Genomic DNA, 22,907 nt, shown 5'->3' with positions numbered 1-22,907 from the left:
ATCAGACGGCAATGCTGCTAGCTTGGCGCGAAGACTGTTTGAACGAGAGGCATGGGTGGCCAAACCGACGATTTCGGACCTTGCGAAGGCCGCGGGCGTATCCGTCACGACCGTGTCCCATGCCTTCAGCGGGCGCCGCCATGTCGACCCGGAAACCCGCAGGCGGATCCAGGCGCTGGCCGAGCAGATCGGCTATCACCCCAGCAGCGCGGCCGTGGCCCTGCGCAGCGGACGGACCGGAACGATCGCGCTGGCCTCGTCGATGCCCTTCGCTGTCGCCGCCGGGCCGTCGCGGCTGGGCTTCCTGATGGAGATCGCCGCATCGGCCGCGATGTCCGCGCTGACCCGCAACCTGGCGCTATGCCTGATCCCGCCCCACCCTTCGGCGAAAAGCTATGTCTCGGCGGGCTTCGACGGGGTGATCCTGGTCGAACCGATGCGCGACGATCCGGTGCTGGCGCATTTCGAACAGCGCCAGACGCCGATCGTCTCTATCGGCACGGTTCCGGATCGCCCCGACATTCCCGCGGTCGACCTGCGCTCGCGTGACACTTCCAGCCTGCTGCTGACGCATCTGGAAGAACAGGGTTGCCGCAATGTCATGGCGCTGGTCGGGGCAAGCCAGCGCACCAGCCAGATCGAAAGCCGCGCGGCCTATTGCGCCTTCGCGCAGACCCACGGCCATGCCCCAAGACTGCTTGCGCTGGACGAAGAAGAGGGCGAGGAGATCGCCTATCGCGCGACGCTGGCGGCCTTGCGCGACGATCCCCGGATCGACGGCATCTTTGCCGCCGTCGACGCCTTTGCCAGCGGCGCGGTGCGGGCCGCGCAGGAACTGGGCCGGCGCATTCCCGAAGACCTGCGGCTGGTCACGCGATATGACGGGCTGCGCGCCAAGCTGTCGCGGCCGCCGATCACGGCCGTCGACCTGCATCTGCCCGACATCGCCGAACGCGCGGTCGAGCTGCTGCTTGACCGGATCGACGGCAAGCCCCGGATGATCGAGGCGGCGATGCCGGAGCTGGTGCCCCGGCACTCCTCGACCCTCTAGCCCTTTCGGACGCCGGCCGACCGCCTAACCATGCTGTTCGCGCGTGTCGGGCAGAAGCACGGTCAGGATACCGATCACCGGCAGCACCGAACACAGGTCGAAGACGAAGGTGATCCCCTTCCAGTCGGCCAGCCCGCCCAGCAGCGCGGCCCCGATCCCGCCGATCCCGAAGATGAAGCCGAAGAACAGGCCCGACACCATGCCCACGCGCCCCGGCATCAGGTCCTGCCCATAGACGACGATGGCCGGGAACGCCGAGGCGATGACGAAGCCGATGATCCCGCTGAGGATGATCGTCGCGGTCAGCCCGACATGCGGCAGCAGCAGCGTAAAGGGCAGCACGCCCAGGATCGAGGCCCAGATTACCGGCTTGCGCCCGAAGCGGTCGCCGATCGGCCCCCCTGCGATCGTGCCCGCAGCCACCGCGCCGAAGAACACGAACTGGCACAGCTGCGCCTGCTGGGTCTGCAAGCCGAACTTCTCGATCAGGAAGAAGATGTAATAGCTCGTGAAGCTGGCAAGATAGATATACTTGGAAAACAGCAGCGCGATCAGCACCGACATCGCCATCGCGACCTTGCCCCGCGACAGAAGGGCGTGGCGCGCGGGCGGTTTGGCGGGGCGGCGGGCATGGCCGTTCACCTGATACCAGCGGCCAAGTGCGCTCAGCACGATCATCCCGGCCAGCGCCACCAGCGCGAACCACGCCAGCCCCTGCTGTCCACGCGGCAGCACGATGAAGGCGGCGGCCAGCGGCCCGACCGCCGATCCGAAATTGCCCCCGACCTGGAACAGCGACTGCGCCATGCCATGCGACCCGCCCGAGGCCAGGCGCGCGATCCGCGACGTCTCGGGGTGGAAGATCGAGGAACCGATCCCCAGCAGCACGGCCCCCGCAAGAAGCACCTGATAACTGGGGGCATAGGCCAGTGTCAGCAGCCCCAGCATCGAGGACGCCATCCCGAATGGCAGCGAATAGGGCAGCGGCCTGCGATCCGTATAGGCGCCGATGAACGGCTGCAGCAGGGACGCCGTCACCTGATAGACGAAGGTCAGGAAACCGACCTGCGCAAAGGACAGCGAGAAATTCCCCTGCAGGATCGGGTAGACCGCCGGCAGCAGCGCCTGCATCATGTCGTTCAGGAAATGGCACAGGCTGGCTGCGCCAAGCACCGGGTATGAGGCCGCGCCACTGCGGGGCGGGGCAACGGTTGCTGCGTCTGACAAGGGGCATCTCCGAGATTCCGGGCAGGCGTCTTGCCCTGCCGATGCCCGAGGGCTACAGATCGGGAAATCTGCCCGCCACCTTGTTTGGGCCTGATTGTTACGCAAGTGGGCCAATCATGCGCGACATCCATATCGACACGGTCGACCACACGCCGCGCCCCATCGTCGCGATCACCAACGACTATCCCGACGGCTTCCGGATCCCGCCGCATTGCCACCGGCGGGGGCAGCTGATCTCGGGGGCGACGGGGCTGGTGGTCATGACGACGCCCCACGGCACCTGGGTCATGCCCCCGCAGCGCGGCATGTGGATCCCCCCCGGCGCCGTTCACAATGTCCGGATCGTCGGCGCGGTCAGGATGCACAGCCTTTATATCGAACCCGAGGCGGCACAGGGCATGCCGGATCATTGCCAGGTGGTCGGCATCCCCGGCTTCATGCGCGCGCTGATCGTCGAGGCGTTCGAGCTGCCGCTGGAATACCCGCTGTCGGGCCGTCCGGGCGCGCTGATGGAGCTGCTGGGACACGAGATCGCGCGCCTGACGGCCCTGCCGCTGTCCCTGCCCTATCCGCGCGACGAACGCCTTGCCGCGCTGTGCCGGCGCTTCATGACCGCGCCCAACATCCATGAGACCATCGATGACTGGAGCGGGGCGCTGGGGATGAGCCGGCGGGCCTTTACCCGGCTGTTCCGCAGGGAAACCGGCCTCAGCTTCGTCGGCTGGCGGCAGCAGGCCTGCCTGCTTTCGGCCTTGCCCCATCTGGCCGCGGGAACGCCCGTGACGGCGGTGGCGATGGACCTGGGTTATGAAAACCCCGCCGCCTTCACGATCATGTTCAAGAAGGCCTTCGGCCTTGCGCCGCTGGCCTATCTGGGCCTGCGCGACGTGCCGGGAAGGGTCGATATTTCCGCACAGGCCGCCGCCATGTCACCGAAGCTCAGGCCAATCGACGCGCCATGATCATTTCGTCGATTTCCTGACCCTCATGGATCATTCCGGCCGGGATGATCCCGATCCGGTCAAAGCCGCTGCGTTCATAAAAGCGGATCGCGCGTGGGTTCCGGCAGCTGACGTTCAGCTCGATCTGGGAAATCCCCGCCTTGCGCGCCTCTGCGATGAGGGCGTCCAGAAGCGCCTGCGCCGCCCCGCCTCCGCGTTCCTCGGGGCGGAGATAGACCATGATCAGCGTGGCCCGGTGCTTCATCTTGCTGGCCTGCTGGGGCAGCAGCCCCATGATCCCGACCGGATTGCCCGCCCGGAAGGCGACAAAGACCGGAATCTGCAACCTGCCACGCCATTCCTCGTCGGAAAGCCTTGCCCAGTCGCCCGCGCTGCTGGCATAGGCCGCGGGTTCGGAGCCGAGCGCTTCAAGGCGGATCGCCTTGAAGATCGGAAATTCATCCGGGGTCAGTCTTCGGATTTCCATGTCACGCATCGGCAGGCCCTCATCATGGCCCGCAACCTTGGCCATCGGCGGGGCAAGCGCAACCCCGTCGCGGGGCGCGGCATCTGGACGCTTCCGTCCGGGGCGCTCTGCGCTTAGCCTTGGTCCGATCCCACCGCGGCCACATTCCGGAAAGGACCACATGAACAAGATTGCCCTGCTTTTCATCCTCTTGGCGACAAGCGCCTGTTCCTCGGGCGGCTCGGTCCAGGGGAAATCCCTGTCGGAATTGCGGGCCGCTTGCGGTCAGGGAAATTCGGCCGCCTGCCGCACGGTCAAGCAGCACGACCAGTTGCTTTAGGCGCGCGACGACCTGCGGGCCGGTCTGGCCCGCATCGCTGTCAAAGGGACCGGCGCGGAAGATCGCCGCGCCGGTCTGTCAGGTCACTTCGTCGGCTGCGGCAGCAGGTCGGTGATCCGACGAACGGCGGCACGGCGGTTTTCACGCACGTCGCCTTCCTGACGGATCCGCGGGAACTGTTCGCCATAGCCCTGCACAACCATGTTTTCAGGCGGAACCTTGAAATACTCGGTCAGGGCAAGGGCGACCGACTCGGCACGGCGGTCCGAAAGCGCCAGGTTGGCGGCGTCCGAGCCGACGGTGTCGGTATGCCCCTCGACCAGGAAGATCTCGCGCGGGTTCGCGGCGACCGCTTCGCGGATGACCGCGCCAAGCGCCGAAAGCTGCTTGGCCTGATCGGGCTGGATCGCGGCCGAGCCTGTCTCGAAGGTGATGGCGTCGATGTTCACCGGGGCGACAAGCGCGCGGACCTGCGCGATGTTGCGGATCTGGGACAGGGTGAAGCGGCGTCCGACATCGGACTCGCGCAGCAGCGCGGCACGCAGATCCTCCTCGCTGGTTTTCCCCAGCGCGATGCCGGTTCCGGCGACCGGAGCGGGCAGGCTGGCGACATCGACCGGATCGACGCGGACCGTGTCGTCGATCAGCTGCGTGGTGGTGCCGTCGGCTGACACGAGGCTGCGGCGCAGAACCCGCAGATCCGCATCCCGCACGGTGATGATCTTGCTGCCATCGGCGCGCGTGACGATCGTGCGCGACGAGCCATCATTGTAATTCTCGGTCGCGACGGTCGAACCGGGCTGGCGCAGCAGGGCCACCTCATCCTTGATGACCTGCTGGCTGCCATCGCCGCGCGTGACCACGACCCGGTCGGGGCTGCTCAGCGCAACCTGGCGGTTGTTGTTCAGCATCGCGCCAACCGCGACCCCGCCAAGGCCGAAAAGCAGCGCCTTGGCCAGATCGCTTTTATTGTCGTCGTCATCATCCTTGGCCTCGGTCCGGGCCTGCGCCGGCGCGCCGGTGGCGGCGGTCATCGCATTGGTCAGGTCGGTCGCGAAATCCTCGGCCGAGGAGCGGCTGTTTTCCTTGGTGACCTTTTCCTCGGTCACTTCGCCTTTGCCCGCCTCGTCGCTCAGCGCGGCGACCGGGGCCACCTCGGGTGCGGCGGCAGCCTCTTTCGCGGCTTCGGTTTCGCTGGCGCCCTGTTCGGGCGCGGGGGGGGCGGTTTCGGCCTGGCCCGGTTTGGCGGGCTGGGTCGCAGGCTGCGCAGGATCGGCCTGACCCTGTGCCTGCGGAGCGGCCGTGCCCGCGGGGGTTTTCGCAGGGGTCGCCGCCTCCCCGTTCTGCTTGGCAAGCGCCGCGGCAAGGGCGTCGGCGTCGGTTGCCGGATCGCCAGCGGGTGCGGTGGGGGCAGCCTCGGCCGCCGTGCTGCCGGCCGCAGTGCCGTCGGTCTGGGCGGCACCCGGCTTCTGCGTCGTCGCGGCTTCGGCCGGGACTTGCGCGGCGGGGGCGTCACCACCGGCCGCCGGGGCGGCGGTCTCGGCCGGGGCGCTTTCGGGCAGCGGGGCCGGTTCGACCTGCTCGGCCGCGGGCTTGCCGGTCACGTCGCCTTCAGCCGGCGCGGCAGGTTTGTCAGCCTGAACGGGCGCGCTTTCCTGAGCCGCGGGCGCGGCCCCGTCCGCTTCCTTCTTCAGCGCATCCGCAAGGTCGTCCTGCGTCGGCACTTCGGCCTGGGGCGCGGGATTGTCCAGCGGCGCCGGCTTGGCATCCTTCACGGGCTCATCCGGCGTCACTGCCTGATCGGCCTGGGCCTTGGCCGCAGGTGCCTCAACAGGGGCTTCCGCCGGGGCTTCAGGGGCTGCCTTCGCCTCGGGGGCAGGTGCTTCGACGGCAGGCGCTTCGACCGGCGGGGCGGCCTGCGCTTCGGGTTGCGGGGCCGGGGCCTCGACAGGGGCCTCTACCGGGGCGGTTTCCGCCGCCTGCGGCGCGGGGCTGGCGGTGGCCGCGTCCGCGCAAGGCGGGGCCGAGCCATCATCGCAGGCCGCGGCGGGCTTGCCCTTCGCCTTGGGCTGCTGTGCCCGTTCCGGCGCGGCCTGTTCCGGTGCGGCGGGGGCCACCTGTTCCGGGGCCGCCTGCTCCGGTGCCTGCTGTTCCTGGCCTTGTGCGTCCTTCAGGGCATCCGCGGATTGCGCAAGCAGGGCATGTGGCGCCAGAAGCGAGATACAGGCCGCAATCGCGGTCGTTTCATTGAAAATTCGGCGCATGTCTTGTCCTTTGCCGTTTGGCGTTCTGATTGGCGGACCAACAGGCGGTTCGAAGACACGGTTCCTCTACAAGAACGTGATGGGCGTCCCGCCGCCGAAACCGCCCGCGACCCAGACCCGCGACGCCAGCTAAGCACCTGTCATGCGGGCACTTTCGCTTGACGCGCGGCGCACATCGCGCTTCCCTGCCGCACCGCGGCAAAAGGAGACGGGCATGGAACAACGACAGCTGGGCACGCGACAGGTCGGCGCCATCGGCCTTGGCACGATGAGCTTTGGCGGAATCTTCGGCCCCACGGACGAGACGACGTCGCTGGCCTGTCTTGACGCCGCCGCGGACCGGGGCATCAGCCATTTCGACACGGCCAATATCTATGGCATGGGCGTGTCCGAACAGATCCTTGGCACATGGGGTCGGCAGGACATCCACCTTGCCACGAAATGCGCCATCGTCAGCGGCCCCCCGCGCGAGGTCCGCAATGACGAGCCCTATATCCGCCAATGCCTTGAAGAGTCGCTGCGACGGCTGAAGCGCGATCACATCGATCTTTACTATATCCACCGCCGCCAGCCCGCCATTCCGGTCGAGGATCTGGCCGGGACCATGGCGAAGCTTGTGCAGGAGGGAAAGATCGGCGGCTATGGCCTGTCCGAGATCGCGCCCGCGACCCTGCGCCGCGCCCATGCCGAACATCCCGTGACCGCCGTGCAAAGCGAGTTTTCGCTGTGGACGCGCCTGCCCCAGCTTGGCCTGATCCAGGCCTGCAAGGATCTGGGCGTGGCCTTCGTCGCGTTTTCGCCCTTGGCGCGTGGCATGCTGGGTCGCGCACCGCTGAAGCGCGATTTCCGCGCCGGGATCGATTTCCGCGACACCAACCCCCGCTTTGTCGAGCCGAACTTTTCGGCCAACCTTGCGGCGATCGCGCCCTTCCGCGCGCTTTGCGCGGATCGTGGATGGAAGGTCGCGGGGGCCGCGCTGGGGTGGGTTCTGGCACAGGGCGACCACATCATCCCGATCCCCGGCACGCGCACGGCCGACCATCTGGGCGATTGGGACCCTGCCCCACTGAACGCGGCGGACATCACCGAAATCGACCGCATCCTGCCGCCCGGTTTCGCGCATGGCGACCGTTACGGCGACCACCAGATGGCCTTTATCGAGCGTTATTGCTGAAAAGGCCGCTGGTCCGCCCCGTCCCTTGGGTGCAGCGCGAATTCAGGGCCGCCAAAGCGGGGCTTGGCGAACTGCTCCTGATGCCAGTGCGGATAGATCATCGGTGGGCGGCTCAGCTTGTCCAGGCGGGCAAGCTGGTCCCCGGTCAGGGTGACGATAAGGGCGCGGGCATTGCGTTCCAGCTGGTCGCGGCTGCGCGCGCCGACGACCAGACTGGCAATGCCCGGGCGCGTCAGCAGCCAGGCCAGCGCCACCTGCGCCGCCTCGACCCCGTGGCTTTCACCGATCGCCGCCAGCTCGTCGACGATGGCCCAAAGCCGGGCGGGATCGCGGATCGGGGGCTCGGTCCAGCCATTGGCCTGCCGGCTTTCCGGCGCGATCCGCCCGCCCCGATGCTTGCCGCTGAGAAGGCCCGCCGCCAGCGGACTCCAGACGGTGACGCCGACGCCCTGGTCCAGCGCGATCGGCAAAAGCTCGTACTCCGCCTCGCGCGCCTCGATCGTGTAATGGATCTGCTGGGTGACGAAGCGGGTCAGGTTGTGCCGCTCGGACGCCATCAGGGATTTCATCAGCTGCCAGCCGGTATAGTTCGAGCAGCCCGCGTAGCGGATCTTGCCCTGCGCGACCAGCATGTCCAGCGCCGCCATCGTCTCCTCGACCGGGGTCAGCCCGTCCCATTCGTGGATGTGATAGATGTCGATATGGTCGGTGCGAAGCCGCGTCAGGCTGCGTTCGCATTCGCGGATCAGGTGCCAGCGGCTTGCGCCCTGATCGTTCGCGCCCTCGCCGATCCGCATCCGCGCCTTGGACGAGATCAGGACCCGGTCGCGCCGGCCCGCCAGTGCCTCGCCCAGGATCTCCTCGGCAAGGCCGGTCGAATACATGTTGGCGGTGTCGACCATGCCGATGCCCAGGTCCAGCGCGCAATCGATCAGCTCGCGCGCCTCGGCGACGCCCTGCTGGCCGACCATGCCGAACGGCCCCGCGCCACCAAAGGTGAAGGTCCCCAGCGTCAGAACGGGGACGCTCAGCCCGGATCTGCCCAATTGACGATAATCCATCTTTTCCCCCTGTTCGCGCGCCTAGGCCGCGGCCGTGTCCCGCATGGTTTCGATCAGCATCACGGCGACCGTCGCCCCGGCATCGGGCAGGCCACGGGACTTTTCGGCGAAGGCGGCGGCCTTGCCATGCTGGGCGACCATGTCGCGCGTCGCCTGCAACGCCGCATCCGCCACCGTCACTGCCGCGGCCAGCGCATCGGTCAGGTCAAGACCCTGCCGGGCGGATGCCTCAAGCGAGGCCGCGACCGGCTCCAGCACATCCAGCACCGTCTTGTCGCCGGGCCTGGCCTTGCCGCGCTGCGCGACGCCATCGGCAAAGGCGCGCCAGAAACCCGCAAGCTCGGTCAGGTCCAGAGTCCCGGCACCCTCGACCGCCTTCGATCCGCGCAGGAAACCCGTCGCCATCAGCGTGCCCATCGTCGAGGGCGCGGCCTTGGCCAGCGCCGCGCCCGCCGCCTTCATCTGCCCCGCCGGAACCGGCGCGGCCAGATCGGCGACGGCGTCGTGGGCGGCGGCAAAGCCCTTGGACATGGTGATGCCCAGATCGCTGTCGCCGACCTTGCCATCCAGCGCGATCAGCGCCTCGCGTTCCGCGGCGAAGCGCCGGGCGAAGGCATCGAACAGGCGGGTGATGTCATCGGTGGTGAAGGCCATCCGCGCCTCACTCGCCGAAATGGCGGAAGAAGGGTGTCTGTGCCCCGGCCGCGATCAGGGGCTCGATCTCGTCGTCCAGATGCAGGATCGAAACCGAGGCCCCTGCCATCTCCATCGAGGTGGCGAATTCACCGACCCAGACGTGCCGGATCTTGACCCCGCGCCCCTCCATCACCTGCGAGACGCGGCGGAAGATGATGTAAAGCTCTTCCAGAGGTGTCGCGCCCAAGCCGTTGACCAGAACCGCAACCTCATCCCCGCGGGCGTAATCGGTCTCGGCAAGGATACGATCCATGATCCGGTCCACCACCGCGTCGGCTGGCAGCAGCGCCTCGCGCGAGATGCCGGGTTCGCCGTGGATGCCCATGCCGATTTCCATTTCCTCCGCGCCGATCTGAAATCCGGGGCGGCCGACTTCGGGGATGATGCAGGGCGACAGGGCGACGCCCATGGTCCGGGTGCGGCCACGCACCTTGTCGGCCAGCCGCGCGACCTCGTCCAGCGGCAGCATCCGCGCCGCCGCCGCCCCCGCGGCCTTGTAGATGAAGAAGATCCCTGCGACGCCGCGGCGCTTGTGTTCCTCTCCCACCACGGACGAGGCGACGTCGTCATTGCCGATGACCGTGCGGATCTGGATATCCTCGATCTCGGCCAGCTCGCCCGCCATGTCGAAATTCATGATGTCGCCGGTATAGTTTCCGTAAAGGTAAAGAACGCCCGCACCCTGATCGACATGGCGCGTCACCTGCAGGATCTGGTCCGAGCTGGGCGACTGGAACACGCCGCCCACCGCGCAGCCGTCCAGCATCCCCTTGCCGACGAAGCCAAGGAAGGTCGGCAGGTGCCCCGATCCGCCGCCCGTCACGATCCCGACCTTGCCCTTGACGGGTGCCGCGGTGACATAGCAGCGCAGATCCCCTGCGACATGCGTCACCTCGGGATGGGCGCGATAGATCCCATCCAGCATCTCGTCGACGAAATCTTCGGGTTTGTTCAGCAATTTCTTCATGATGTCACTTCGCGATATGGGATTGCAGGTGACGGCGGCGCTTTACGAAAAAGGCCGCCGCAAGAAGGATGAAGGCACCGACGACGACGCGCTGCCAGCTTGACGGGATGCCGACCAGCACCAGCGAGTTGCTGACCACGGTGATCAGCAGGACGCCCACCACCGTGCCAAAGACCGAGCCGGTCCCCCCGGTGATCCGCGCCCCGCCCAGCACGACGGCGGCGATCACCCCGATTTCGGTTCCGACCAGGTCAAAGGGGTTCGCCATCCGGTTCGCGCAGACATGGATGATGCCCGCCAGCCCGGCCAGCGCGCCGGCATAGGCAAAGACAAAGACATGAACCAGCCGCTGGTCATAGCCCAGCCGGGCCGCGACCTCGGCGTTGCCGCCGCTGGCAAAGATCGCCCGCCCCATCAGCGTGCGGGTAAAGATCAGCCAGGTGATCAGCGCCACCGCCGGAAAGATCAGGAAATAGACCGGCAGCGTCACCACCGCGCCGTTGGCCGTGGTGATGTCCATCAGCGACGCCTTGCCAAAGGCGACCATCTGCGGGGGCAGCTCCATCAGCCAGACCGTCCCGATGAAGGCCAGCAGGATGCCCCGGAACAGGTATTGCGTCCCGATGGTGACGATCAGGGACGCGACCCGCAGGCCGTGGACCAGAAGCCCGTTCACCGCGCCAAGCGCCGCGCCGGACAGGATGGCGACCGGGATGATGACCCAGACCGGCGTTTCGGGCGCAAGCCGCAGCACGAAAAGCGTGATCGAATACATGGTCAGCGCCGCGATGGCGGTAAAGCTGACATCGATGCCGCCCGCCGCTAGCACGGCAAAGACCCCCAGCGCGAACAACCCGGTCACGACGCTGGCGCGCCCCAGATCGATCAGGGACGAGGGTTGCAAAAAGGCCGGGTTGATCGCCGCGACGATCACGCAGATGCCGATCAGCAGGCCCAGGCTGACAAGCTCGGGGCGGCGGCCGAACAGGTCCAGCAATCCGCCCTGCCCGCGATCCGGGGCCGAGGCGCGGCGAATGGGGGTGTCCTTGGGCGCATCCGTCATGGTCATTCCACGGTCTCTTTGGCGGCCAGCATGGCCTTGTAGATGTCGTTTTCGGTCGCGGTGGCGCCGTCCAGTTCGGCCCGGACGCGGCCCGCGTTCATCACCAGGATGCGGTCGCAGTTCTGCAAAAGCTCCGGCAGGTCGTCCGACACGATGATGAGCGCGATCCCCCGTTCCGCCATTGCCTGCATCGCGCGATAGATCCGGTCCTTGGAGCCGACATCGACCCCGACGGTGGGGCCGTGCAGGATCAGCAGGCGCGGCTCGATGCTGAGCCAGCGGCCGATCAGCACGCGCTGCTGGTTGCCGCCCGACAGCGCGCCCACCGGCAGGTCGATATCCGAGGTGTTCAGCTGCATCGCCTCGGAGATCCGCCGCGCAGCCGCCCGCCCTTTGGCCTTGTCGATGGTCCCCAGCGCACCGCCAAGCTTGTCCAGGACCAGCGTCACGGCGTTTTCATAGATGGATTTCTCGATGAAAAGCCCGTCCGCCAGCCGGTCCTCGGGGACATAGCCGATGCCTTCGGCGATGGCGTCTGCCGGGCTGGACAGGCTGAGCGCCCGCCCCTCGATGCGGATATTGCCGTCGGTGACGGGGCGATGCCCGGCCAGCGCCAGCGCCAGTTCGTTCCGCCCCGAATCCGACAGCCCGGTGATGCCGACGATCTCGCCCCGGTGCAGGTCAAGATCGACATTGCCAAACGCCTCGCCCGAGCCAAGCTGGTCCAGCGTCAGCAGGACGCCGTCCTGCGGCGCGGCAGCACGATAGCGCCGGGCCTCGATCGCGCGGCCGGTCATCAGCTGCGACAGCTCGGCGCGGGTATAGCCTTCGATCGGCCCCTGCCCCACCGATTTCCCATCGCGGAACACGACGGCCTGCCCGCCGATGCGGTAGCATTCCTCAAGCTTGTGGGTGACGAACAGCACCGCGACGCCCTTGGCGCAAAGATGGCGGACGACCTCGATCAGGGTTTCGACCTCGTGCCGGGTCAACGAGGTGGTGGGCTCGTCCATGATGACCAGGCGCGCCTCTTGCGCGATGGCGCGGGCGATGGCGACCCTTTGGCGGACCGCCAGAGGCAGGTCGCCGGCCGGTGTCGCCATCAGCGCGCGAGAGGGATCAAGGCCGACCTGCCCGACCGCCTGCTCGGCCACGCTGGTCAGGCGGCCGCGGTCCAGCCCGCGCAGCAGCCGCCCCCCGCCGCTGACCAGTTGCTCGGCCAGGGCCACGTTTTCGGCCACGGTCAGGTTCGGCAAAAGCGACAGATCCTGATAGACGGTCTCGATCCCGGCCTGCAGCGCCTGGATGGGCGTCAGCCTGGGATGCGGGGTTCCGTCCAGCAGGATCTCGCCCTCGCTGGGGGCATGGGCGCCGGACATGATCTTGATGACGGTGCTTTTGCCGCAGCCATTCTCGCCCAGCAGGTGATAGGGCTGGCCCGCGCGGATCTGCATGTCCACGCCACGCAGCGCATGGACGCCGCCGAAACGCTTGTGGATGCCGCGCAGCTCAAGGAAGGGCGGATCGGGCTGGTTGTCGGACATCTGCGACCCCGTCGTAAGGACAAAGGCCGGGGCGCGGCTGACGGCCACGCCCCGGCGGGCGGACTGTCAGAACAGGAAGTCCTTGTAGGTCGTCTTGTCGGCCAGAACCATGCCGTTGCCGATCAGCAGCTTGCCGGTGCCCGGCCCGTCCTTCAGCGTGACCTTGTCATAGCCCTCGACGCCCAGATCCATGCCGTCGGTCAGTTCTTTCCCCTCGATCAGCAGCTTGGCGACGGCGTTCATCGCCATGCCCGCCTTCTGCGGATCCCAGAAGCCGATGGCCGTGATCGCGCCGCTGTCCAGATACGCGGCCGAGGGGTTGGGCAACCCGGTCCCGACAAGGCAGACCTTGCCCTGAAGCCCGGCTTCCTCGATCGCGCGGCCGACACCCAGAACATCATTCCCGGCCGAGGTCTGGAAGCCCTTGATGTCGGGATGCTTGCGCAGGATCTCCTTGGCCTTCTCATAGGTGGCGTTGGCGTCGTCGAAGCTTTCGTTGTTCGGATCGACCAGCACCATGCCCGGATGGGTCTTGGCGTTCTCCTCGCCCGCGCCGACCCATTGCATGTGGGTGCGGCTGCCCAGCGAGCCGACGAAGGTCGTCCACTTGCCTTCGCCGCCCATGCAATCCGCCAACCGCTTGTTCAGCGCCGCGCCATACTGGGCGTTGTCGAAGGCCTCGACATCGACCATCGTATTGGCCTGGTTGTCGGCCTCGTGCGTGACGATGATCGTGCCGCGGTCCATCGCCCGCTTGAAGATCCCCTCAAGGATGGCGGGGTCCATCGGCACCACCGCCAGCGCCTGCGTGCCCTTGGCCACCAGATCCTGCACGATCTGCAATTGCTGCGCGGAATCCGCCGTGGCCGGTCCCACCTGCGAGATGGTATAGTCCGGGTTCTCCTCGGCGAATTTCTTCACGCCGGTTTCCATGCGGTCGAACCACGGGATGCCGCTGATCTTGACGACCGTGGTGATGGTGCCTTCGGCCAGGGCCGCGCTTGCGCCCGAAGCCAGAAAGGCCGCGACAAGACCAAGTTTCAGAACTTTCTTCATTTTTCTCCTCCCTCCATGTCCTCGAAGATCGCAGTTCAGTCCTGCGCCGCGCGAGAACGGCGCGGTATGGGCAGGTGGCTTGCCAGCCGTTCGATCACGCCAAAGCGGCCAATCGCCAGGAACGCCAGAAGCAGCGCCCCCCAGGCGAGATCGCGGACGAAATTCGACAGGCCGACGAAATTCAGCAGGCTTGACAGCAGTTGCAGGACGACGGCCGACAGCACCACGCAGGTCACGCGGCCATAGCCCCCCTCGGGCCGGACGCCCGCCATCACCGCGATCAGGATCGCGATCAGCAGATAGCTGGTGCCGTAATCCCATTTCACGTTGACGTTGCGCGCGGCGATGATGACCCCCGCGCATCCCGCCAGCATCCCTGACAAAGCATAGGTGACGGTAAAGATCCGCGCCTTGTCGAAGCCGCAGAACCCGGCCGCGCGCGGGTTCGCCCCGGTCAGCATCAGGCGCAGCCCGAACGGGGTGAAGCGCAGCACCGCCCCCAGCACCAGCGCGATCAGGACGAAGATCAGGAAGCCGATCGGCAGCCCGAGGATGACGCCATTGCCCAGCTGGTAAAGCGGCTCGGGCGAACCGATGGTGACCGCGCGCCCGTCCGAGATGACGACCGTCAGCCCGGTGAACAGCATCTGCGTGCCCAGCGTGCACAGGATGGGCGTGATACCCAGCCGCGCGATGATCAGCCCGTTCAGCAGCCCGCCCGCCAGCCCGACCAGCACCGCGACCGCGGCAAAGGCCAGCGAGAAGGTCCAGGGCGCGTCATCGACCGATACCAGATCCTTGACCAGCAACCCGGCCGCGACCCCGGCCAGGTTCGCAAGCGCGATCCCCGACAGGTCGATCCCGCCATTGCCCGCCGACATGGCCAGCATCACGCCGATGGCCAGCAGCCCGATCTCCGGAACCTGGCTTGCCATGGATTGCAGGTTGAAGGCGGAAAGATAGGTTCCGCCCGAAACCGCACCGCCGATCGCCAGCAGCGCGACGACCAGCAGCATCAACACGCCAAGGCGTCCATCCAGCTTACTCATGCCGCCTCCCCACGGTTTAGTAAACATGATGTTGATTTACTAAATTGCTAGCAAGTATTTCCGCTTCGTTCAATATGATTCCCAGCCGGTTTTGCCCGGTGGCGTCCGCAGCCATTCCTGTTTAGTGAACATGAAGAACTTGAGGCCGACGATCATGCAGAAAGACCCGCCAAAGGCGATCACCCTAAGGCAAGTGGCCGCGCGCGCCGGGGTCTCGGCCGCGACGGCCTCGCTGGTGCTGAACGGCAAGGGCGAGATCTCCGAGGCGACGCGCCTGCGCGTTCTGGAATCGATCGAGCATTTCAACTATATGCCGCGGCGCGCCCGGCCCCGTGACGAAAGCGCAACCACGATCCGGTTTCTCAAGATCGCGCGGCACGGCCATACGGTGAACCGCGACCACAACCATTTCATCGCCGATTACATCGACGGCATGTCGCACGAGGCGACGCGACGGGGATATTCGCTGCAGGTAGTCAGCCTGGACGCGGCCGAGATCCCAGACATCGCGGCAAGCCTGCGCGACGGCGGATTGCGCGGCGCGGTCATTCTGGGGACCGAGCTGTCGCAGGCCGAGGTCCGCCAGATCGCGGCGCTGCCCCGCCCGATGGTGTTCATCGACACCTATCATCCCTTCCTGAACCTGAACTTCGTCGACATGGACAATGACCAGGCCGTCCATTCCGCCGTCGAGCATCTGGCCGGATGCGGCTTCATGCGGATCGGGATGGTCGGCAGCGACGCGCAGGTCACCAATTTCGCCCTGCGCCGCCGCGCCTTTTCCCAGGCCATGCAAAGCCTTGGCCTGCACGAAGACCCGGACGCGATCCTGTCCGTCGATTCCACGCTGGAGGGGGCGCATCGCGACAGCCTGCAGCAGCTGTCCGGCCGCAGCCAGATCGCCCAGGCCTATTTCTGCGCCAATGACATCATCGCGCATGGCTTCATCCGGGCGCTGCGCGAAACCGGCCATGACGTGCCGGGCGATGTCTCGGTCGTCGGCTTCGACAACCTGCCGATGAGCGCGATGACCCAGCCCGCGCTGACCTCGATCAACGTGCCGAAGCGGCGGATCGGCACCATGGCGATCCGCCTGCTGGACGACCTGCTTCAGGCGCGCAAGCCCCAGCCGGCCAGCAAGGTCCTGATCACCGGCGAACTGATCGTCAGGGACAGCACCCGCCCGGCCCATCCCCCCGAAGCCAGCCCGCGCGGCTAGCGTCCGGCGCGGCTGGCCTCGTCCTCGCGCCAGTTCAGGCCGGACAGGATCTCGCTCGAGACGGCGTCGACGGTGGTGCGGCGCTGCATCGCCAGATGGCGCAGGATGCCGTAGGCCTCTTCCTCGGAATGGCTGTCGGTCAGCATGACCGCCAGCTTCGCCCGCTCGACCCGGCGACAGGATTCCAGCTTGGCCTGCAGGCGGGACAGGTTCAGGCGCAACCGCTGTTCGCGCCGGTGGTTGTTGACCGCCGCCAGAAGGTTGGTGAGAATCCCGAAGGGCCGGATCGGCAGCCCGATCACCGCATTCACCCGCATGTGCAGCAGCCGGTCGATGGCCAGCGGGCTTTCATAGTCGATCACCGCGATCAGCACCGCCGAGGGATCGTCCGCCTGCCAGTGAAAGGTCAGCTTGCTTTCGATCACCCGGTCGACCATCACGAAGACGATGTCCACATCCTCGGGGTAGGAGATCTGCGGCGGCCAGGATTCCCGGACGTCGCAGCCGATCCGCTGAAGATGCGAGCGCAGGGCCACGCCCTCGCCATTCGCGGGCTGAACAAGCAATATCTTCAGGGAACGCAGGTCCTTGATCAGAAAGGGCTGCTCTTTTTCGCTGGCATAGGGCTCGCTTCGTGCAGGCCGCATCTCGGATCCTTCTGGACGAACGGAGTGGACTACCTGGCCCGGTTCAGCAAAAGCTCGGCTCCGGGGCCGTGCGCATGGGTTTGAACCCTGCCCGAATGCAGGATGCGGGGCGTGGCGTCATCCGCCGGCATCTCGCCATCCTCGGCCAGGGTATAGACGGTCCGATACGGATCGGGCGGCACGGCCCGGTCGGTTTCCGCGACGATGTCGAACTGGCCGTCCTTGCGGGCGATGCCGATCTTGGGCCAGACGCAGCTATGCGCGTTCAGGCGGTCGATCATCACCATCCCCTGCGGCGCATCGAAGGACCTGCCCAGAATCTCCGACCGGACCGAGCTGATGCTGTCCGGGTCGCATTGCGACATGGCCTGCGCGACCACATGCGTCTGCGTATAGGCAGCGTCCCAGCACATGTTGGCGTCCGGCGGCTCTCCCCGCATCGCGGCAAAGCGGTCAAGGCAGGCGCGGTTGGAGCGGTTGGTCTGCGACGCGAAATAGGTCGCGGCGGTGACATGCCCCGCGACCGCCGAGGCCCCGATCTCGCGGATATCGGCCTCGCTCGTGGTCAGGCTGGCGACCAGCATCCCGTCCGCATCAAGGCCGTTCTCGCCATAGGCGGCATAGAACTGCATGTTGGAATGGCCGACGAAATTGTTGAAGATCACATCGGGCCTGCAGCGCCGGATGTCGCGGACCAGCTCGTCAAAGTCGCGCGCCGTCGCATCGACCCCAAGATAGCGCTGGCCCACCACCTCTCCGCCGCCCGAGGCGATAAGATCTGCCATGATCCGGCCGGATTCGCGCGGCCAGACATAGTCCGAGCCGACGATGAACAGGCGCGGCGCAGGCTCTTCCAGCAGATATTGCGCCAGCAGCAGGCTGTTCTGGTTCGGCACCGCACCGAAATAGACGATGTTCTCGGAATATTCGAAGCCTTCATATTGCGCCGGGTAACATAAAAGACCGGCTTCCTTGTCCAATATGCTCAGCACCGATTTTCGCTGTTGCGAAGTATAGCACCCCAATATGACCTTGACCTTGCTTTCCCGCAGCAAATCCAGAGCCAATTCCCGGTACGAGGCCGGGTCCCCCATCGGATCGCGATAGACGGGCACAAGTTCGCGGCCATTGATGCCGCCCGCCTGATTGATTTCATCAATGGCAAATTCGGTGGCGGATAACATGCTGCGTTCGGTCACCGCAGTCCACCCGGATTTGGAAAACAATACCCCGATATGAATAGGTTCATCGCTTTTCATATTGCGCAAGCCTTTCGCTGAATTCCATTGGCCCGGCTTTGGCGGCAGCTCCCTGCGTGGAGTGGACACTATGTGAGGGCCGATGACCGGTCAACAATTGTTCAAGCCGACCCGATGATCGGGCGCGCCCGAATTGACCGGGGAAGCGGCAATTCGCCACTGCCGCAATAATCGGCAAATCCGTCGCGCCAGCCTTGCCGACGCCGCAGCGCGGTCCCCGATGGGGCACCGGCCCTGGGCGGACAACCTGCTGGGCAGAGGTAGCGATTCCCGAAGCCCCGCCCGCATTTCCGGGTGATTCGCAGGCATGGGCCGGGCGGACTTCCATCGCCACGAAACCGTCACAATTCTGATCGCAGGACCGGCACCCACCATCGGGCCATACCTCGCTTTCACGGTCTTTCGGCCCCTTGTGCATATCAATTACGCATCTGAATTCATGTCTCTTTCCCTGCCCCCGCGATGCCCGCAAAAAACATTTGTCGCCGCACGAGGTCATCGCGTAAACTGAACTGGCATTCAACGAAGAATGCCGAACATCGGCTTGGCGCGACCTGTGCCTTCTGATGCAGGACATCTCCCTCAAAATCAAATGCAGTCTCTCACATGGCGCGATCCGCGCTTTGTGGATCACTTTGCTCACGCAAATCAAAAGGAATGTCATAATGAGCATGGACGGAGCGGGCATAGGCTCGGCACCGCAGAAAGCACGCGTGCGTCTTGCAATTGATGTGGGCGGGACATTCACCGATATTTTCGTCCTGGATTCGGATGGAAACCAGACGGTCGCGAAAGTCCCCAGCACGCTCAATCCCATCGACGCCATCATGAACGGGGCAGAGGCGGCCGATATCGACTGGCACGATGTCGAATTGTTCACCCACGGCACCACGGTCGCGACGAATGCGCTGATCACGCGCAATTTCAAGCCCGCGGCAATGGTGACTACCCGTGGCTTTCGCGATGTCCTGGAAATCGGGCGTGGAACAAGGGAGGATCCCTGGGACGCCTACAAGGAGGGAACGCCCCCCTATGTCCGCCGCCGCGATCGTTTCGTCGTGGGCGAGCGCATCAATTACCGGGGCGAGATCATCGAGCCGCTGGACGAGGTGCAGGCCCGCGAAATCGCCCGCATCCTGCGCAAGCGGCAGGTCACCGCGGTCGCCGTCTGCTTCATCAACTCATACGTCAACGGCGCGCATGAACTGAGGATGGCCGAAATCCTGGCCGAGGAGCTGGGCCCGGACGTCGCGATCACCACCTCGCACGAGACCCATCCCGAGATCTTCGAGGATGACCGCTTCTCGACCACGGTGGCGAACACGATCCTGGCGCCGATCATCCGCCCCTATGCCCGCGATATCGAACGGCGCACGACCGAGGCCGGCTACAGCGCCGACGTTCTGCTGCTGCATTCGGGCGGCGGCGTCATGACCCCGGCCACGGCCGAGAAATACGCAGCCCGGCTTGCGGCATCGGGGATTGCGGCGGGGGCCATCGCCAGCAAGTATTTCGCCGAGCTTTGCGGATACAGCAACGCCATCGGGCTGGACATGGGCGGCACCTCGGCGGACATCTCGCTGGCCGAGAACGGCCACCTGCGGATGACCGACAAATGGGAGGTCGACTGGGGCCACCCGATCTGCTTCCCCTCGATCGAGGTGTTGACGATCGGCGCGGGCGGCGGCTCGATCTCGTGGCTGGACAAGGCTGGATCGCTGCGCAACGGGCCGCAATCGGCCGGCTCGACCCCCGGCCCGGCCTGCTACAAGGCGGGCGGGACCGAACCGACCAACACGGATGCGAACATCATCCTTGGCCGCGTCGGCGATTCCCTGGCGGGCGGCAAGAAGGCCTTGAACCGCGACGCGGCGCTTGAGGCGATGCAGAAGATCGCAAAGCCGCTGGAGCTGGACACGGTCGAGGCATCGCTGGCCACGCTGCGCGTCGCCAATGCCAACATGGCCGACGCGGTGCGCCTGATCTCGATCGCGCGGGGACATGATCCGCGGGACTTCGCGCTGGTCGCATTCGGCGGGGCAGGCCCCCTGCACGGGGTCGACATCGCACGCGAACTGAACATTCCCGTGGTGATCGTGCCGCCCAATCCCGGCGTGACCTCGGCGGTCGGCTGCATGCTGGTCGATGTCCAGCATGACGTGACCCAGATGTTCTTCAAGGACGCCGCCTCGGCCGATCCGGCCGATATCGAGGCCGCCTTCCAGCGCCTTGAACATGAAGGCCGCGACCGTCTGGAACGCGACGGCGTCGCGGCCGGGGACATGACCTTCCAGCGCTTCGTCGACATGCGCTATCGCGGTCAATGGCGCTCGCTGGCGGTTCCGGTCCCGCGTCAGGTCGCCTCGATGGACGAGGCGCTGGCGATCTTCCACGACGAATACGAAAAGGCCCACAACTTCCGCCGCGAGGATTTCCCCGTCGAGGTCTATCGCCTGACGGTCCGCGCGATCGGGGTCACGCCGAAGCCCTCCTTCCCGCGGGTCACGATCGATCCGCAGGCCCGCGCCACGTCCAAGGGCACGCGCGAGGTCTGGTTCCACGGCCAGCAGAAAGCCGTGACCACCGCGCTTTACGACCGCGAGAACCTGCCTGCGGGCGTCTCGATCAAGGGCCCCGCGATCATCGACCAGCTCGACTCGACCACCGTCATCCCTCCGGGAGACGTGGCCTATATCGACCAATGGCTGAACATCCAGATCAAGCTTGGCGCGGCCTGACCGGCGCCCCCAACAGGAACATGAAGGACACATCCAATGACCAGCAAGAACAAGTTTGCCGGGCTGTCCGACAAGGGCATCCAGTCGCCTCCGCCCCCGGCCGAGCGCCTGACCGTCTTCAAGTCCGAGCTTGACCCGATCACCTTCGAGGTGCTGCGCAACGCCTTTGTCAACATCGTCGACCAGATGGCCGAGCAGCTGCTTCGGACCTGCTATTCGTTCGTGATCTATTGCCGCGACTTTTCCTCGGGCCTCAGCGATCCGCAGGGGAACCTGGTGATGCAGGGGACCGGCGACATCGCGGCCCATGTCGGCACGCTGCACTATACCTGCAAGGCGATCATCGAGGAATTCGGTGACGACATCAATCCGGGCGACGTCTTCATCATCAACGACCCCTTCCGGGGCGGCAGCCATTTCAACGACACCCGGATCCTGCGCCCGATGTTCTACAAGGGCGAACTGATCGGCTATTCGCAGGCGAACGGCCATTGGGCGGACATGGGCGGGGCGACGCCCGGCTCGTTCAACATCACCGCCCTTGACCATATGGGCGAGGGGCTGCGCATCACCCCTGTCCGGGTCTGGCGCAAGGGCGTCTGGCTGGACGACGTGGCGCGCATGATCGCCGCGAACACCCGCAACCCCGGCGACGTCATCGGCGACATGCAGGCCCAGGCCGAAGCGACCGCCGTCGCCGAGCGCGAGATCCAGCGGCTTTGCGACAAATACGGCGTCGAGACCATCAAGACCGCCTTCCGCGAGGTTCAGGACTGGGTCGAGGTGCTGATGCGCAACCGCCTGGCCGAGCTGCCGGACGGCACCTGGTATGCCGAGGATTACATCGACCAGGACCCCAAGCTTGAGGAAGGGCTTATCCCGATCAAGATCAAGTTCACCATCGACGGAAACCACGCGCATTACGACCTGTCGGGGTCGCATCCGCAGATCTCGACCTTCCTGAACGCGGCCTATGGCGGGTCTTTCGCGGGGATCGTCGCGGGCACGAAATACCAGTTCCCGGACCTGCCGCTGAATTCGGGCCTGTATCGCGCCGTCACCGTCAATGTCGGAGAGCCGGGCACCGTCGTAAACGCGGAATGGCCCAGCCCCTGCGCGGGCTTCTGTTCGGGACCGTTCGAAAAGCTGATGAACTCGGTCTTCGGGCTGTGGGCAGATATCCTGCCCGAAAGGACCATGGGCTGCGCCTTCAACCTTGAATACCTGCTGGTCGGCGGGCGCGATACCCGGATCCAGGGCCGCCCATATTTCATGTGGTATGACTGGATGGCCGGCGGCTGGGGCGGGCGCAATGGGCGCGACGGATTCAACGCCACCGCCCCCGTCTTCGGTGCGCAATACGGCGTCCAGCCGCTTGAGGGGCAAGAGCGCCTTGCCCCGGTCCTGACCAAGTGCCACGACTTCGTGCAGGACTCGGCCGGTCCCGGTGAATCCCGCGGCGGGCTTGGCGCCGAAAAAGGCGGTTCGGTCTTCGAGGGAGAGCGGATCGTCGTGTCCTATTGCTGCGACCGCGAACGCTCTGTCACCTGGGGCATGTGGGGGGGCCTGCCCTCGATCCCGCACGGCGTCTGGCTGAACAAGGGCACCGAAAAGCAGCGCTATCTGGGGTCCATCTTCTCGAACCTTCCGGTCGAGCTGGATGACGTCTTTACCCGGCCCTCGGCCGGGGGCGGCGGGGTTGGCGATCCCCTGATGCGCGACCCGCAACTGGTCTGCGAAGACGTGGCCGACGAATATGTCAGCGTCGAGCGCGCGCTGATCGACTATGGCGTCGTCATCCGGGTGATCGACCGCGACCTCGCCGAATACGAGGTCGATGCCGAAGCCACCATCACCGAGCGCAAGCGGATCGCCGAATCCCGGCTGGCCTGGCTTGACGAAGACCCCGAATCCATCGCCGCGCGCTATCGCTCGGGCGAGTTCATCGACATGGACTGCATCCGGCAATACGGCGTCATCCTGGACTGGGGCAACGGCCAGCTGCTGGAAAACACGACGCGGCAATTCCGCGAGATGATGAAGCGCCGGGTCGTCCCCTATTGGGGCAAGACCCTGGCCGTGCTCAGCAAGGAAGCCGCCGACCGCGCCCGCATCGCCGCCTGAGGCGGTGATGAATACCGGGGG

The 22,907-nt window shown here is 66.0% G+C and carries 19 protein-coding genes; 7 read left to right on the top strand and 12 right to left on the bottom strand.

The genetic code is table 11. The features are described from left to right. Positions 1–55: 55 nt before the first annotated feature. Entirely contained in the window at positions 56–1,051 is a 996-nt protein-coding gene (locus RM190_RS11175; RefSeq protein ID WP_311759520.1) for a substrate-binding domain-containing protein, read from the top strand. Between the two features lie 24 nt (positions 1,052–1,075). Here RM190_RS11175 and RM190_RS11170 read toward each other — a convergent pair whose 3' ends face one another. Continuing rightward, positions 1,076–2,278 carry an MFS transporter gene (locus RM190_RS11170; RefSeq protein WP_311759519.1) on the bottom strand — a complete coding sequence of 401 codons (1,203 nt, stop codon included), beginning with the start codon at positions 2,276–2,278 and terminating at the stop codon, positions 1,076–1,078. Positions 2,279–2,394: 116 nt separating this feature from the next. On the opposite strand from RM190_RS11170, the gene RM190_RS11165 reads away from it, so the two are divergent. Further along, entirely contained in the window at positions 2,395–3,240 is an 846-nt protein-coding gene (locus RM190_RS11165) for an AraC family transcriptional regulator (protein WP_311759518.1), read from the top strand. On the opposite strand, the gene RM190_RS11160 is transcribed toward RM190_RS11165, so the two are convergent. After that, on the bottom strand, positions 3,218–3,751 hold the full coding sequence (locus tag RM190_RS11160) for a GNAT family N-acetyltransferase (protein WP_311759517.1): 534 nt from the start codon (positions 3,749–3,751) through the stop codon (positions 3,218–3,220). The genes RM190_RS11165 and RM190_RS11160 overlap by 23 nt on opposite strands. Positions 3,752–3,866: 115 nt before the next feature. Between RM190_RS11160 and RM190_RS11155 the strand changes: the two genes are divergently transcribed. After that, entirely contained in the window at positions 3,867–4,025 is a 159-nt protein-coding gene (locus RM190_RS11155) for a hypothetical protein (protein ID WP_311759516.1), read from the top strand. An 83-nt stretch (positions 4,026–4,108) separates the two neighbouring features. Here the strand turns inward: RM190_RS11155 and RM190_RS11150 are convergent, their stop codons facing one another. Next, a complete protein-coding gene (locus tag RM190_RS11150) occupies positions 4,109–6,289 on the bottom strand; it encodes an OmpA family protein (RefSeq protein WP_311759515.1) in 2,181 nt (726 codons plus the stop codon). Positions 6,290–6,503: 214 nt separating this feature from the next. Here RM190_RS11150 and RM190_RS11145 point away from each other — a divergent pair, with 214 nt between their 5' ends. Further along, complete coding sequence (locus tag RM190_RS11145; RefSeq protein WP_311759514.1) at positions 6,504–7,463, top strand: aldo/keto reductase; 960 nt, start codon at positions 6,504–6,506, stop codon at positions 7,461–7,463. Here the strand turns inward: RM190_RS11145 and RM190_RS11140 are convergent. The 7 genes from RM190_RS11140 to RM190_RS11110 all read right to left on the bottom strand — a co-directional run bounded on the left by RM190_RS11140 (position 7,454) and on the right by RM190_RS11110 (position 14,899). Continuing rightward, positions 7,454–8,524, bottom strand: coding sequence for an aldo/keto reductase (locus tag RM190_RS11140; protein ID WP_311759513.1), 1,071 nt, complete (start codon positions 8,522–8,524; stop codon positions 7,454–7,456). The genes RM190_RS11145 and RM190_RS11140 overlap by 10 nt on opposite strands. Before the next feature lie 21 nt (positions 8,525–8,545). Then, entirely contained in the window at positions 8,546–9,178 is a 633-nt protein-coding gene (locus RM190_RS11135; RefSeq protein ID WP_311759512.1) for a dihydroxyacetone kinase subunit L, read from the bottom strand. A gap of 7 nt (positions 9,179–9,185) precedes the next feature. Further along, positions 9,186–10,187 (bottom strand): dihydroxyacetone kinase subunit DhaK, encoded by a 1,002-nt coding sequence (locus RM190_RS11130; RefSeq protein ID WP_311759511.1) that lies wholly within the window; start codon positions 10,185–10,187, stop codon positions 9,186–9,188. A gap of 4 nt (positions 10,188–10,191) precedes the next feature. After that, entirely contained in the window at positions 10,192–11,256 is a 1,065-nt protein-coding gene (locus RM190_RS11125) for an ABC transporter permease (protein WP_311759510.1), read from the bottom strand. After that, positions 11,253–12,794 carry a sugar ABC transporter ATP-binding protein gene (locus RM190_RS11120; RefSeq protein ID WP_311759509.1) on the bottom strand — a complete coding sequence of 514 codons (1,542 nt, stop codon included), beginning with the start codon at positions 12,792–12,794 and terminating at the stop codon, positions 11,253–11,255. The genes RM190_RS11125 and RM190_RS11120 overlap by 4 nt, the downstream gene beginning before the upstream one ends. A 66-nt stretch (positions 12,795–12,860) precedes the next feature. Further along, a complete protein-coding gene (locus RM190_RS11115) occupies positions 12,861–13,850 on the bottom strand; it encodes a substrate-binding domain-containing protein (RefSeq protein WP_311759508.1) in 990 nt (329 codons plus the stop codon). 35 nt (positions 13,851–13,885) lie between these two features. Continuing rightward, positions 13,886–14,899: an ABC transporter permease gene (locus RM190_RS11110; RefSeq protein ID WP_311759507.1), complete on the bottom strand. Its 1,014-nt coding sequence runs from the start codon at positions 14,897–14,899 to the stop codon at positions 13,886–13,888. A gap of 130 nt (positions 14,900–15,029) precedes the next feature. Between RM190_RS11110 and RM190_RS11105 the strand changes: the two genes are divergently transcribed. After that, positions 15,030–16,118 carry a LacI family DNA-binding transcriptional regulator gene (locus RM190_RS11105; RefSeq protein WP_311759506.1) on the top strand — a complete coding sequence of 363 codons (1,089 nt, stop codon included), beginning with the start codon at positions 15,030–15,032 and terminating at the stop codon, positions 16,116–16,118. Here RM190_RS11105 and RM190_RS11100 read toward each other — a convergent pair. Beyond that, positions 16,115–16,765 carry an ANTAR domain-containing response regulator gene (locus RM190_RS11100; protein WP_311759505.1) on the bottom strand — a complete coding sequence of 217 codons (651 nt, stop codon included), beginning with the start codon at positions 16,763–16,765 and terminating at the stop codon, positions 16,115–16,117. The two genes, RM190_RS11105 and RM190_RS11100, sit on opposite strands and share 4 nt — an antisense overlap. Before the next feature lie 29 nt (positions 16,766–16,794). Next, positions 16,795–18,024, bottom strand: a complete 1,230-nt coding sequence (locus RM190_RS11095; RefSeq protein ID WP_311759504.1) for a transporter substrate-binding domain-containing protein — start codon at positions 18,022–18,024, stop codon at positions 16,795–16,797. 665 nt (positions 18,025–18,689) lie between these two features. Between RM190_RS11095 and RM190_RS11090 the strand changes: the two genes are divergently transcribed. Both RM190_RS11090 and RM190_RS11085 read left to right on the top strand, forming a co-directional pair. Continuing rightward, a complete protein-coding gene (locus RM190_RS11090; RefSeq protein WP_311759503.1) occupies positions 18,690–20,762 on the top strand; it encodes a hydantoinase/oxoprolinase family protein in 2,073 nt (690 codons plus the stop codon). A gap of 36 nt (positions 20,763–20,798) precedes the next feature. Further along, positions 20,799–22,886, top strand: a complete 2,088-nt coding sequence (locus RM190_RS11085; RefSeq protein WP_311759502.1) for a hydantoinase B/oxoprolinase family protein — start codon at positions 20,799–20,801, stop codon at positions 22,884–22,886. The last annotated feature ends 21 nt before the right edge of the window (positions 22,887–22,907 follow it).

Source organism: Paracoccus broussonetiae, assembly GCF_031854425.1.
Classification (GTDB): domain Bacteria; phylum Pseudomonadota; class Alphaproteobacteria; order Rhodobacterales; family Rhodobacteraceae; genus Paracoccus; species Paracoccus broussonetiae.
This window is presented reverse-complemented; position numbering and strand designations above follow the sequence as displayed.